Genomic DNA, 14,562 nt, shown 5'->3' with positions numbered 1-14,562 from the left:
TCGCATGAGTCAACCAACTGCCGGAGACCTTCGCAGCGACCGTGAAACGCTTGAAGGTGAAGACCTTGAAGCGTGGGAAGCTGCCCAAGAGGCCGCTAAACTTCTCCAAACCCTCGGTAAAGAGATCACACCATCGAGGGTTGGATTGGCCGGCGCTGTCGTCTTCCTGTTCATCATGCTAACCTTTAGCGGATGGTACTGGCTTCTTCCTCGAGATTCTGTATCCCTTGAGACGCACTACATGCAGCGCGGCGGCCATCTCGTGATGTCGGAAATTCACAACGATGGAAGTCGCGACATCACCGATGTAGAAATTCGAGTTGAATTTCAAGCGTTCGATGGGGAATACTTGGACCATATGGAAATCTCAATCAGCCAAGTTTCAGCACATTCGTCCATTGCTGGAGATGAATTGGAGATGATGATCATCGGTCACACGGTATGGGATGATTATCAACTCGTCATCTCGCTGAGTTATGTCGATTATTCAGGGCAATTACGAGAAATAAATCAGTTGAGTCACCCGGTAGGGGACTGGTCTCAAGAAATTTTCATGGATAAGGCCCCTCGTCATTATTGGCCAATTAACTGAAGCATCGTTTGTCCAACAGAAGCGAAGCGATAAAGTGCAGGAGATGGAGGAGAAATCATGTCAGGAGGAAAAAACCGGAGATGGGTCATCCTCTTTCTGTTCCTCCTGCTTGCTGCTTCAACCGGTCCGATGTTGAACGCGACCTCTGTTCCCGACGAAGAACGAATTCTTGAACCGCAGTGGGTTCGATTTGACATCAAGGAAGATGTCTACCATGACGCTGTGGGTATTTTAGACGAATCATTGGAGAGCGAACAGCGAGATACACTCGCAATTGGCCCCTTTGGCACCTTTGACACCAACGGGTTGCAACTGAACCGGCCGGTGCCTTCCGAATGGATGGAACCGCGCTTTGATCTCTTGATGCTGCTTGTCTCGGACGAGGTACGCCTGAATGAAGTTCGAAGCGAACTCTCTTCCATTAACGGACTCGAGGTCAGAGAGTTCATCGCTCCGTCTGGACTGATGGTGCAAGGGACGCCTACTGCTCTTCGCACCTCGGAACAGGTTCAGGGTATTGCTGCAAGTCATGAGGTTCCCAAAGGCATGCTCGTAGATTCGACCTTGATGGACCTTCTTTTGATGGAAGGCGGCGAGGAAGCACTCTCATCGATGCTGGTACGGTTGGAGGGGTGGCGCAACGATGAAGGCCCCATGGAACGGGTCATGTTGATTGACAACGGGAACGGAATCATTGACCAACACCTCGGCGACGTCGCCCATTCAGGACTTGACGATGCAATGGCTTGGGATAACGGCCGATATGAGGGATTTGTGGGGGAAGGAAACCTCCTCTCCATCATGCAACAGCCTTCGGTCATGTACCTTCGTCCTGACCCGGCCTTTACAGCGTTCAATGACAACGCACGTGGTCATATGGGGACCAACACCATGAGGACATACTTCACGACCGACTTGGACGGTTCCGGCCAAGTTGTGGCGGTTGCTGATTCTGGATTGGACGATGACCACGGCGATTTTGGTTCTCGAGTGGTCGGTAATTTTGATGTGATTGGAGACGGCTCTACTGCTGACAAGCATTCTGGTCACGGAACTCACGTGTCATGCACCGTCCTCGGGGACGGAACACGGGGGGGATATTCAGGGGTTGCCAGTGCTGCCGATTTGTATTTCCAAGCCATGGAAAATGACAACACTGGAAACTTCCAATCGCCTTCTCTCAATAATTTATTGAACACGGCTTACAATGCTGACGCCCGCACCCACACCAACTCATGGGGGTCCAGTTCTGCAAGCCAGCAAGGGAAGTACAATTCAGAGACTGAAGATGTTGATGACAGAGCAAGTTATTACGACCGCTATTACACTGGAAGAGAGGGCCTAACCGTTCTGTTTGCGGCAGGAAACGATGGACCCGACTCCGGAACGGTATCGCCTCCAGCAACGGCGAAAAACGTTGTTTCGGTTGGAAATCATCAAAACCGCTACAATGGCGCTCCCGATACGGTCATGCAAGGTTCGTCACGAGGGCCCACTGAAGACGGTCGCATCAAGCCGGACCTCATCGCCCCAGGCGGCTATGTTCGCTCGTGCCGTGCCCAAGAAGCCACCGACGTTGGCAGCTCTACTTGGAGCAATTCCTACTACCTGGAATACACCGGGACTTCAATGGCAACGCCCAATGCTGCAGGTATGGCCTTGATGATCCGGGAGTACTTGGAAGAAATCGCACAACGCCCATCCCCACAAGGTGCCCTCGTGAAAGCACTCTTGGTCCTTGGAGCGGAAGATATCGGGTCGAGAAATATACCCAACGATGACGAGGGGTGGGGGCGGATCAACTTGCGCAACACGCTCGCTCCGAATACGGGGCAAGGTATCTGGGTTGACGACCGTTCAATTTTGTCGGGCACGGGCAACAGCAAAACGTACTCATTCAATGTGTCTCAAGCCTCTGGTTTGTTCAAAGCCGTCTTGACATGGTCCGATGAGCGAGGCTCCAGGTTTTCAAACTCTCAACTCGTCAATGACCTTGACCTGATCGTCACCTCTCCCGATGGGACGGTCTATTTGGGCAATGATTTTGCAAACGGCCGTTCAACAACAGGTGGTTCGAGAGATACCGTGAACAATTTGGAAGTCATCTTGATAGATTCTGCAGCAACGGGGACATGGACGGTTAAGGTCCAAGACGGTCAACACAGTGGCTCAAAAACTCAACCCTATGCCGTCGCTGTTTTGGGTCATGGCGTGAATGATTTACGACCAGACCCAATGGTTCAGCCGGAGGAATTCGAAATGAATGTCGGCATTCCACAAGTTGGTGACCCCGTTCAATTGACAACATCGGTGTTCAATTTTGGGAACGTTATGGCCAATACCTTCCCCGTCGTTTTTGAGGTCGATGGTTCTGAAATAAGCCGCCAGTCGACAGCATTGGGCGCTGGTTCAACCAAGAAGATGGTATGGTCATGGACGCCACAATCAGCAGGGACAAGCGTGCTTTCGTTCATCATTGACCCCGATGACACCATTGAGGAGATACGAGAAAACAACAACCGGCACGACATCACGGTGAACATTACCGCCCCCGGCGTCAAATTGGAATCACCTTCTGCGACCATGACCTTAACCGAGTCCAACATCACGACAACCTCATGGAACCTTACGCTAACGAATACGGCCCTTATTTCCACAAATGCTTCAATGCAAACTGGCCAAGTTGTGAATCACGCTAACGGGCAAAGTCTACCGTGGTACATTGGAAGCACCACTTCAAACTTCAGCCTTGAAGGTCAAGAGTCACAATACATCACGGTTACACTGGTTCATCCAGCGCCTCCGCTTCCTGGCGATTACCGGATTGACCTGCTGGGCCTTGATGTAGACAACAGCGTGACGTATCCATTTGAACTCAGTTTCATCGTACCCGATTTGGCGAACGCTGACCTCGAGATTGATTATTCCATTGTTCCAGTACACCCCTCAAACCCGACCAATCTAACGGTCCGCTTCCTCAACAATGGAAACACAGCAATTGGTTACGATTTGTTCCTTGAACCTCCGACGGGTTGGAATGCAGGCTTCTCAAATTTGGGGAGTGAAGGGGGCGCCTTGTCCGGCTCAACGGGATTGATCGACAGTGCTGGTTTCAGGTCGGTAGAACTTGTGATCACACCCCCATTGGTGCTGACTGCAGCCGGCGCAGAACGCATTGTTGAATTGATTGCAATCAGCCAAACGGAACTGCAAAAGACGGTTGTCTTTGAAATCCCCATCAAAGTAGAAACCATCCGTGATGTTTACATCCATTTGGAGTCCTCGTACTCGAAACTGAGCCCCAACTCAACCGTTTCTTTGTTGTATTCGGTGGAACACAATGGAAACATTGACCTTGAATTGACTCCGTCGTTCACGCTCCCACCGGGTTGGTCCATTACATCAGTCATCGAACCCATCAACTTGCCTTGGGGGGGCAGCACAAATCTTCTCTACACGTTACAAGGGAACGGTGCTGCTAAGTCCGGCCCCATCCAATTCAACCTAGAGGCTCAAAACGCCCTCTTTTCTTGGGATGGCGATTTGGTCGTAGAAACGCTGGCTGCACCATCGCTCACCTTTGCAGGGTTGGAATTTTCTGACGGTACGACCTTTCCAACCCCTCAAGCCTCTGGGTCTCATCCGACAGGCGACCCCATGAAATTCACTTGGTTGGTGACCAACGAGGCAACCACGCCATGGTCGCCAAGCGTAAGCTTGCAAACCGATTCAGGTCTGTTTGGTGATTGTACCTTCTCTGAAACGGTTGAACTCGGTCAATTTGTACCGATTACATGTTCCATTCTCATCGCCAACGGAGCCTTGCCTTTTGCCGAACCGTCGTTTACCTTAACGCTTGAAGGAGAAGGAGTAAGCCTGACAAAGACCGTAGGCCTCTTGGTGGGTGAGAATGAAGTTGCGGGATGGAGTGTGGAACGTATCCCTGAATTCAAAACAGGAGATGGCGAACAAGTTGTCATTGAAATCACCAACTTAGGGAACACCCGCTTTGAGCGCCAAGTACGTGTTGATGCAGGAGATGATTGGACCGCTTCAATCGACGGTAACGATATTGTTGAACTTGAAGTGGGCCAATCAACATTGGTTCGTTTGGACCTTCGTGCAGACCAGCCCGGAGAAACTACGGTGAACTTGAACCTGGTTGGAAGTGAGGATTCTTCAGCCTCCTTTTCCTTCCCTGTGGTTTCTCAAGGAGAGCCCGTCGGTAGTTCCTTGACGTCTGGACTAACCAGTACCTCAGTTCTCTTTGGTATGGTTGTGCTTCTCGCAGTTCTTGGCGCCTTTGGAGCCGTCGTCCTACGCCGAACACCGAGTCAACAAGACGGGCCAATGCTCCCCATCAAAAACCATCCTGCTTACGGAGTTCCACAACTCCCGGTCAACGCTCTTCCGGAACCTGATGTTGCGGCCACACCCGCCCCGATTTGCTGGTCCTGCAGAGAGCCGGTCATCGGCCCGACTTTGGGATGTCCCACCTGTGGGGCTCGGTATCATGGAGTGGCTCATGGTAACTGTGAGGCGACTCAACTTGACCAGTGTGTAAATTGCTCAGAAAGCTCTGAACACTTTGTTCAAGCCTGATGCTTCTAGAGGCCACTTTTGAGTCAAAAAGAGCATAGGCTTTTGATAGGATGACCATGAGGGAATGGTATGGTCCCTCGTGACGCCGCGGCCGCTCCCCACCAGCGTTTGGCGCTGTTTCTCGTCGTTTTGATGTCTCTATCGGTGTTGCCTTTGGCCGCACCCACCGTTTCTGCAGACGGCGCTCGAGATGCTTCCATCACGGTCACTCCCATCCCCGCTGCATTGGAAGTGAATCCTGGTGAATCAGGTGAATACGTCATTCGTGTTCGAAACACGGGGTCCAATCCCGTGTCCGTTTCATTGAGCACCACTCAAGAAGCAACACAGGAATGCAACGCATATTCGTCATCCATCACTCAAATCCCTGGTCAAATCGATGCCGGTGCTTACGAAGAGGCTACAATGAACGTGACGCTTACCCAAGGGGCTGAAGGAACCTGTGATACCACAATCACCGTCAACGCAAACGAACAGGCGACTCCACCTGATGTTGCTGGCGCTCCTGCTCAAGAAACAGCTACCGTCACGACAACAGCCGGCGATGGCTCTGGAAGTGCTGTGTTTGGTGTTGACCTTACCGTTAACAGCGTTGATAAGGAGCAAGATTGGGCCGGTGAAGACGAATTGGACTATCGAATTGAGGTCGAGAACACCGGGCAGACCAACGAAACAATTGCTCTTGCCATTGAAGAAAACAACGACCCCGGTTGCGGCAGTGCCTCTGAATTCAGCGTCTCCCTCAGCGATACCACAGTCTCCCTCGACAGCGAGGAAACTGAAACCATTACGGCAACGGTTGTCATTCCAGATGGACAATCTGCGAACGATTACTGCTGGGACGTCACGGGGACGGTAACCAATGATCCAACGAATGAGGCAAAGGACACGGACGATTTCAAACTCATTGTCCCCGAACTTAAGACCTGTTCTGTTGAACTGAGCAAGACATCATTGTCGGTGAATCCCGGTGCAGAAGCATCACTGTCGGCTACCTTCACCAACACAGGAAACGTTGACTGGACCGTAACAATCGCATCGACAGGCAGTAAAGCATCATGGGTTAGCGTTGATGGAGCCTCGACACGCCTGCTTTCTTATGATGGCGGAGAAGGAACAATTTCCGTTGACTTGGATGTTGCGCCAGACGATTCAATCGACGCGGGTTCTGAAGCGGTCATTACCATTCTTGGAAAAGATGGAAGCAGCGTAGATCCGGACTGTCAAAAGCAACTTCGTGTTGTTGTTGGGCAATCTTATGGTGCAAGTATTTCACTGGCTACTACGCTTCTTGATGGAATTGACCCCGGCACCAACAAATCTACGGTAGTCACCGTTGCAAATCAAGGAAACGGACAGGACAATCTGCGCATCTCCTCATCAAGTGCACCGGCTGGCTGGGCCATTCAGTTGGAGCAATCAACGGTGCTGGTTGGTTCTCGGCATGGAAATCAAGGTTCGGTTTCAGTCGATTTGACGATTCGCGTTCCTCAGGGCGCTCTCGCTACCGAAGCTGTTGAAATCACACTCTCAGTTCTCCCATCAAGTGGTGGCGCAACCTACGATAGCGTGGTCTTGCGGGTGACGGTTGGAGCAATCCATGATTTTGAAGTGATAACGCCAGCGACCGAGCAAACAGGGCGCTCGCTAACCGATGTGAGCTTCCCGATTGAAATCTCCAACTTGGGTAACGTTCGAGACCGAATGGCTCTATCGGTCATCGATCAATCCGAAAGCCCCGAATGGGATACCCTTTTTGAAGATGAAAATGGAATGCAATTCACTGAAATTATTCTCGACCCTCAAACGGTTACTGTGGTGTATTTGGTCGTGAGTATTCCGCAGGGTGAAGAACTTGACAACACGCTTCTCACCATCCGTGTGCGCAACAAAGACGACACAAATTCACAAGACCTGAACAACGATGGCATTCCAGACAACCAGAGAGAAGCGGACTTCCTCGCAATTTTATCCGATCGAAACTTTGCCATGAATCTGGAATTGGTGGATGGTGAAACGGACAAAAGTGGGTCACAAACCCTACCTCCTAACGGAGAGGTCACCTACGGCCTTTGGGTCACGAACATGGGCGACGGACGTGACGCCGCCGTCTTTACAATGAACGGGCTTGAAGGAGTCGCTACCCGTTCACTCACGCTCAACGGCCTTCCGGTCACTGGAGAAGTTGATATCCCTCGTGGGTATGGAATCTGGGACATCGCTAATGAAACGTATGTCCTTGAGGATGGAGCCCCAATACTGGGGGATACACCTAGCATCGTCGAGAGCATAAAACTCAACGAGGGTCTCATGGTGGGCTATGAGGCAAGGGCGTACAAGATTTACTTCGAATTAACGATCCGCGTAAGCGCGGGTGCCGAAACAGGCCAAGGCGGTCTCTTGGAGGTCGTTGTTACCAGTGTTTCAAACGCTGCAAACCGAACGGGGATGGTCTCCATCATGCTCGATGTTTCCGTGATTCAAGACCTCGAGTTTATTGAGGCAGGTGCTCAACAAGAACTTGATTTGGTCTACGGTGGAGAAGCCATTGAACATGAGATTTCAATTGTCAACACGGGCAACGTACGAACAGAAATCCGCGTCTTTACATCCGAGAACCTCCGTGGATGGTCTGTTGTATTGAACAGCGATGACGGTGATTGTACGTTTGAACAAAATGAACTAACCTGCATGGTTGAAGAAGGTGAGCGCTTGTACGTCAACGCCACCATCCGAGCGCCGTATGGGGCTGAACTTTCAGATACCTACAAATTCACGCTTTCGGCTGAACCGACCGATACGGGAGTTCTCGATCGACAGAATCTGCAATTTATCGTTCAAGGAGAACCTGCAGGAGGCGCTTTGGACTTGGCCGGCAATACCACCCTCCAAGCTATCGGCGCAACGGTAATTGTTGCACTTTTGCTCCTCTTCCTCATCCGCAGAGATTAAAAAGAGAGCACTGCGGCATAATTTCGGTTGAAGAAAACCTCGGTTATGCCCGGGAAAAAACCATCGAGATAGCCGATTTTGCTTTATGGTCTTTGACAACGCTTATTGAGGGGGCTCAATTCGGTAAGAACAGAGAGCGTATGCGTTCTCTGAGGGTGTCAACATGTCTGGAATTGAATCCGTACCCAGTGAATACCTTTCTATTGGTTTCCTCACCATTCTGGGCATCATCATGCCGCTGACCAATTTCCTCATCACGTGGGTCGTTCGACCCAAGGTTGACCCGGCCCGCCCTCACATCACGCGCTCCTACTTGCTCGAAGGCTACGAGCGAGACCACAGCCTGTATCCTCGGCGCCTCACGACCTTTGAATGTGGGAGCGAACCCGTCGGAGATGCAATGATTCAGTTCCACTTCCAGTACTACTGGTACGCCATCATTTTCCTCGTCTTCGATGTAGCCTTCATGTTCCTCGTCTTGGGAGGAATGGTCGCTGCAGACGCTACGGCAGCAGACGTCACAGACCGCACTGCGGCGGTGGCCGGCGCAACCGAGGCACTCTCTACATTGGCGATCTTCTTCGCAACCATGGCTCTTGGAGTATGGTACGTGTTCCGCAAGCGGGGTCGCATTTACATCTGAGGTGAATGATATGGCAGGTCAAGACGAAAACTATGCGGCGTTCAATAGCCGTGCACTTGTTGAAATGGTAGGAGACGTCACCGATGAGGCACTTAAAGCAACCAAAATCAAGCAATTTTTGAGTGTTCTCGCAGGACGATACTTCAATTGGGCAGGTCGAAAGTCACTGTTCACGCTCCACTTGGGAATCAAGTGTTGCGCCATTGAAATGGCTGCTGCTGCAACTCCACGTTTTGACGGAGACCGATTCGGTGTTTTGTTCCGCTCTTCCCCTCGTCAATCCGACGTCCTTCTTGTCAACGGCCCAATCACGAAGAAATTCGCCGACAAGGTCGTCCGCCTCTGGGAACAAATGCCGGAGCCAAAGTACTGCATTGCTATGGGCGAATGCGCCATCTCGGGCGGCCCTTACTTCCAATCCTACAACGTGTTGGAAGGCGTTGACACGGTCATCCCAGTGGACGTTTACATTCCTGGCTGCCCACCGCGGCCCGAAGCCCTCATCGACGGTTTTGGACTGCTTCGTGAAAAGATCATTCGAATCGGCGCTGCTCCAAGCAGTGGACGAAAGGGCGAGAAGCCCATCATCGTTGGAGAGGATTGAACATGGGAATGCGTGTGAGCAACGAACAAAGCGATTCTGCAGCAGAATCCTGCGTCGCCATTCTTTCCAAGCGTTTCGGAGGGTCCGACGTCGTTTCAACGGTGGAACACCACTCCAACGCCTTCAAGATGGCTTTTGTTCGCATCCATTGCCCGCCTCAACACTGGCCGGCTGTTGCCAAGTCCTTGCGTTTTGACCACGGAGCAAATTACTGTTCAATGGTAACAGGGACACATTTCCCTGAAGGCAGCGACGACCGAGGCTGGGAAGTTGTTTACCACCTCATGCGCCAGCCTGTTGTTGACCAGAAACCTTTCACCAACACAGTGCTCGTTGCTTCCGAACTTACCGGCTCAGACATTCCTTTGGAGTTTGAAATCCTTGTTGCATTGCCTCAAGGCGACGAACCCAGTGTCCCAAGCGTTCAGAGCGTTTGGGTCGGAGCCGATTGGAACGAGAAGGAAACATGGGACCTCGTAGGTATTCGTTTTGAAGGCCACGAAAACATGCACCGCGTATTGAACCCCCACGACAGCCCAGAGGGATTCCATCCGCTCCAAAAGCAACACAAACTGCGATATCATGATTACAATGAAATGTACGATGACGCCCAAGGGTTCGGTCGTAAACCAACCGATGAGGGTCGGGTTAAGTGAGGTGATATCATGGCACAAATGTGGATTACAATGGGGCCTCAACACCCGATGACGCACGGACTTTGGACGCTTCGCGTCAAGGTTGACGGAGAAACTGTAGTGGACACTGAAGCCGAACTCGGCTACATCCACCGCGGCGTCGAGAAGATCGCAGAATCCCGCGACTTCACCCAAATCACCCCTTACTGCGACCGACTCTGCTATGTGAGTGCAATGACCTGGGCCAATTCTTACATCTATGCAGCAGAAGACCTGCTGGAAGTTGAAGTTCCAGAACGAGCAGAATACATTCGCCTCATCTCCGCTGAATGCCAACGCCTCGCATCCCACTTGATGTGGCTCGGTGCCTACGGGCCCGATATCGGCAGCCTCACACTGATGACCTGGTGCATGAGAGACCGCGAAATGTTCCTTGATTTGCTTCAAGAACTTGGCGGTTCACGAATGCATTACAACTATCCCCGAATCGGCGGCGTTAAGCGAGATATTCCCGTTGGCTTCGCCGACCGCCTTGTCGCCAAAGTGAAGCTCTTCGAGAAGCGTATTGAAGAATACGAAATGATGTTGGACGAATCAACCATTTGGCTCGTTCGCCTCCAAGGTGTTGGTTACGCCAATGCCGAAGACATGGTCAACGCCGGAGTGTCCGGCCCAAACATTCGTGCGGCTGGTGTGAACTACGACGCTCGTTGGGCACACCCCTACTCCGTATACGACCAAGTCGACTGGGAGCCTGCAGTTGAAAAACCAACTTCGGTCAAAGGTGCAGATTGTTACGACCGCTACCGTGTCCGCATGGAAGAAATGCGACAGTCCTGCCGAATGATCCTTGACGCCATTGAAAAAATCCCTGGTGGAAAGAACACCAATTATTCCAACGGTGACGAAATGATTCTCGCAAAGGCCCCAACCCGTGCTCCAGAAGGAGCCACAGGGTTTTCCAACTACGAGTGCACCCGTGGTGCATCCAAGTTCTACATTCAGGGCGGTGGCGATGGACGTGGTAAAAACCCGTACCGGTTGTCCATCCGTTCGCCGATGTTCATCACCATTCCTTACGTTGCAAAGACCATGATTGGCTACAAAGTGGCCGACATCCCCGCCATCATGGGGAGCTTTGACCCGTGCATTGGAGAAACCGACCGTTGAGGTGATAAGATGGATGACAAGTACGATTTGGTAGGATTCTTCTTGGATAAGGAAGGTGTATTCCGCTCCAACATCATCAAGCTCTTGGATGGGACAGCCGCTGAAGAAAGTGCCTCGAGCATCTCATTTGCAGCCGGTACATTTGCAGCAGTGAACATCGTCTTCTTGATGCTGTTTTTCTCTCAATTCGCCATTCTATGGATTGAACGAAAGGCTGTTGCTCGTATGCAAGACCGATACGGAGCAACGACTGCTCTGCGTTCCCTGTGGGTCGGTGAAAACGGAGTTACTGCCGGTGAATGGTGGAACATGCTGCCGTTTGGCGCAGGCAAACCCGTAGGAGCCATCAACAAATGGTTGAACAAGAAATACGGGAACCGAGATGAGAACTTCCCAACCGTTGACCGTGTAAACAACCGTTCCTGGATGGGCAAGACCATCGTTCCAGGATTTTTCCAGAACGTCGCAGACGGAATGAAATTTCTCGTCAAGGAACACATGGTCCCCCAACGTGCTGATAAATTGATTTTCGAAGTCTCTCCGTTCCTTATTGTTTCATCAACCCTGCTTATTTTGGGTATGATCCCTCTTTCAAGCGGCATCTATGCTACCAACCCCGACCTCTCAATTCTCTACGCTATCGCCATCTTTGGTATCGCTCCAATCGGTGTTTTCTTCGCTGGTTGGTCTTCCAACAACAAGTACACTCTGATCGGCGGAATTCGTTCCGCTGCCCAACTTACGGCTTACGAAATTCCATTGCTTCTCACGCTCTTATCCGTTGCGATTCTCTCAGGGACGTTCAACATCATCGAAAGCATCCATTTCCAGCATGCTGCTGGTTCATGGAACATCTTCTTGATGCCACTTGGGGCAGCACTGTTCCTCATCACGATGATTGCAGAAGTTGAGCGTGTCCCGTTCGACATGCCTGAAGCCGAAGCTGAATTGGTTGAAGGCTGGTGGACAGAATACGGTGGTATGCGGTTTGGTATGCTGTTTATGGCGGAATACATACGCACCTATGCAGCCTGTTTCCTCTTCACTCACTTTTTCCTCGGCGGATGGCATCTCCCGCTGCAGGGAACCATTGGGTCGATTGAATTCTTGGGACTTGGCGGACTCTATCTGCTGATTCCAGGCGCCATAATGACGCTCATCAAGTCGTGGCTCGTTTTCCTCATCGTGTTCGTTTGGGCTCGCTTTGCTCTAGCGCGGATTCGAACCGACCAAATTTTGGAATTCGGATGGCGTATGCTTCTCCCTCTTGCCGTACTTCAATTGGTTCTCTCGCTTGTGTACCGGCTTTACCTGTTCAACCCCGATGACATGTCCGCTCAGAATGACGTCGCAGGCGGTATGGCTTGGGACGCCTTTGGTATCCCCTTCTTTGTACCAGCAGCAACAACCTTGTTCTGGATAGGAATGTTCTGGATCTATCTCAACGATGAAGACAAATCAGTTGCACAGGAGCGAATGTTCCACGTGCAAACAGTAGAGCCTGCGGGAACCGTTGTCCCGGGGCAGGAGTGAGGTGAAACCATGCCAATGCATCCACACGCACAACCGAATTTTAGAAACCTATTTTGGTACCCGTTTAAGATTACTCTGATTACAGCTCTTCGAACCTTCCCGTTCATCGGCAAGCGGTTCGGAAAGAAGCTCGGTGATTATCACAACACCAGCCACCCTGAATTTTTAGACGATGGAAGCCGTAGCCGTGCTGCATCATCGGTTGTAATGAACGATATTTCCCGTCAGGAATTCGCTCCTGACCGCGTGACTTCCGACCTTAAGCCGACCCTATGGAAGCCTCAAACGGTTCAATACCCTTACGAACGACTCGAAGACATGGAGCCATGGCTCTTCGTTCCAGGGAATTACAACGGACGAATTGGTGTCATCTGGGAAACCTGTACGGCGTGCAAGATGTGTGTCAACATTTGTCCTAACGATTGCCTTCACATGACAACGGAACTACGGGTTGACGTTTTGGATTCCGCAGACGGTGAAGACGGTGGCTTAGGTATGGAACTTGAAGTCGGTAAATATGCGGCGGTTGAAAAGCCAGAAGTGAAGGCAGAACTTGAAGAGTTCAATCTTGTTACTGCACACACTGATGCGCCTGACGAATGGCGCTTTGCTGAAGTTCTGGACCTCTCAGGAGATACTGCAACGGTTCGATGGAACGATTCAGGAGAAGAGGCCATTGTTTCCCAAGACGAACTCCGACCTGCTGACGACCAAATCGTCTCCGGTCGCATTGACCTTGGACGCTGTATGTTCTGTGGGCTGTGCATGGAGTCCTGTGGCTTCACTTCCTTCTTCATGACCAACGAGTACGACGGCATGTCCGGTTTTACTCGCCAAGACCTTTGGTTTGATGCCTCCCGTACTCGCGTTCTTCCTGGCGTACACCAAGAAGCCGTGGATGCTGAACTAGCAAAGCGTGCTTCTAAGGAACGTACCAAGCGAGCCAAGAAGGCTGCAAAGGAAGCCGCAAAGGGGGACGCTTGAGATGGACATAGCGAGTGCTGCTGAAACCGGTGTGTTCTTCCTTTTTGCTGCGATTACGCTCGGCGGTGCGCTGGGCCTTATTTTCGCACAAAGGGTTGCACACTCGATGCTCTCGCTGATCTTCTGTTTCATGGCTGTCTCTGGAATCTTCATCCTGCTCGGTGCAGAATTTCTGGCGGCCATTCAGATTCTTGTCTATCTGGCGAGCGTAGGTTTAGTGGTGCTGTTTGGTATCATGCTGACACGCCGTCAAATTCTTGAGGAGGACTTTGAATGAAATTCCTTTCATTGTTTACCCGTCTTGGCCTCGTGGCTCTGGGCTTTATTCTCGTCGCCATCGTTAACGACGATGAGGTTTGGAGCAATCCAAGCACCGGCACACCCACCACCTCAGGACTCGCCGATTCAATGCTCAACGAGTGGGGACTGGCATTGGCCGTTCTTGGTTTGCTCATGGCTATGGCCATGATGGGTGCTGCCTATCTTGTTCGTGATGAACGAATGGAAAATCTTTTGTGGGAATTTGGAGGTGAAGAAGAATGATTGATCCAGCATGGGTTTCAGGTCTTTCAGCACTGTTGTTTGTCATTGGACTTGCAGGTGCTTTCACTCGTAAAAACGCCATCATCGTTCTCATGTGCATTGAGTTGATGCTGAACGCAGCAAACATGCAATTTGCCGCTGCAGCCATCCACCACGGCGATGCAACGGGTTGGGTCTACACCATTTTCGCCATCGCTATTGCGGCCAGTGAAGTTGCGGTTGGACTGGCCATCTTCTTGGCCATGTACGGGCAACACGAATCGATTACACTGGACGATATCAACGTCCTAAAGAACTGAGGTGA

Annotated in this window: 12 protein-coding genes; all 12 read left to right on the top strand. The window is 51.4% G+C overall.

The annotated features are described in order from the left end of the window. The first annotated feature begins 4 nt into the window (after positions 1-4). The 12 genes from AAA857_RS02350 (at position 5) to nuoK (ending at position 14,557) form a co-directional block, all read left to right on the top strand. Positions 5-592: a hypothetical protein gene (locus AAA857_RS02350; protein ID WP_338172690.1), complete on the top strand. Its 588-nt coding sequence runs from the start codon at positions 5-7 to the stop codon at positions 590-592. A gap of 57 nt (positions 593-649) precedes the next feature. Next, complete coding sequence (locus AAA857_RS02345; protein WP_338172687.1) at positions 650-5,194, top strand: S8 family serine peptidase; 4,545 nt, start codon at positions 650-652, stop codon at positions 5,192-5,194. A 69-nt stretch (positions 5,195-5,263) separates the two neighbouring features. Then, positions 5,264-8,146, top strand: a complete 2,883-nt coding sequence (locus tag AAA857_RS02340) for a hypothetical protein (protein ID WP_338172685.1) — start codon at positions 5,264-5,266, stop codon at positions 8,144-8,146. 163 nt (positions 8,147-8,309) lie between these two features. Then, positions 8,310-8,789, top strand: coding sequence for an NADH-quinone oxidoreductase subunit A (ndhC, locus tag AAA857_RS02335; protein WP_338172683.1), 480 nt, complete (start codon positions 8,310-8,312; stop codon positions 8,787-8,789). A 10-nt stretch (positions 8,790-8,799) separates the two neighbouring features. Beyond that, a complete protein-coding gene (gene nuoB, locus AAA857_RS02330; RefSeq protein ID WP_338172136.1) occupies positions 8,800-9,393 on the top strand; it encodes an NADH-quinone oxidoreductase subunit NuoB in 594 nt (197 codons plus the stop codon). Between the two features lie 2 nt (positions 9,394-9,395). After that, positions 9,396-10,049 (top strand): NADH-quinone oxidoreductase subunit C, encoded by a 654-nt coding sequence (locus AAA857_RS02325; protein WP_338172680.1) that lies wholly within the window; start codon positions 9,396-9,398, stop codon positions 10,047-10,049. 9 nt (positions 10,050-10,058) lie between these two features. Next, entirely contained in the window at positions 10,059-11,198 is a 1,140-nt protein-coding gene (locus tag AAA857_RS02320) for an NADH-quinone oxidoreductase subunit D (RefSeq protein ID WP_338172677.1), read from the top strand. A 9-nt stretch (positions 11,199-11,207) separates the two neighbouring features. Further along, a complete protein-coding gene (locus tag AAA857_RS02315) occupies positions 11,208-12,731 on the top strand; it encodes a complex I subunit 1 family protein (protein WP_338172675.1) in 1,524 nt (507 codons plus the stop codon). A 9-nt stretch (positions 12,732-12,740) separates the two neighbouring features. Then, entirely contained in the window at positions 12,741-13,715 is a 975-nt protein-coding gene (locus AAA857_RS02310; RefSeq protein WP_338172672.1) for a hypothetical protein, read from the top strand. Between the two features lies 1 nt (position 13,716). Next, on the top strand, positions 13,717-13,992 hold the full coding sequence (locus AAA857_RS02305; protein ID WP_338172670.1) for an NADH-quinone oxidoreductase subunit J: 276 nt from the start codon (positions 13,717-13,719) through the stop codon (positions 13,990-13,992). Beyond that, a complete protein-coding gene (locus AAA857_RS02300) occupies positions 13,989-14,258 on the top strand; it encodes a hypothetical protein (protein ID WP_338172668.1) in 270 nt (89 codons plus the stop codon). The genes AAA857_RS02305 and AAA857_RS02300 overlap by 4 nt, the downstream gene beginning before the upstream one ends. After that, entirely contained in the window at positions 14,255-14,557 is a 303-nt protein-coding gene (gene nuoK / locus AAA857_RS02295) for an NADH-quinone oxidoreductase subunit NuoK (RefSeq protein WP_338172151.1), read from the top strand. Before AAA857_RS02300 ends, nuoK begins: the two co-directional genes overlap by 4 nt. The last annotated feature ends 5 nt before the right edge of the window (positions 14,558-14,562 follow it).

Source organism: Candidatus Poseidonia alphae, from assembly GCF_943787815.1.
Lineage (GTDB): Archaea > Thermoplasmatota > Poseidoniia > Poseidoniales > Poseidoniaceae > Poseidonia > Poseidonia alphae.
The sequence above is the reverse complement of the archived record's forward strand: the minus strand, read 5'-3'. Positions and strand labels throughout refer to the sequence as shown.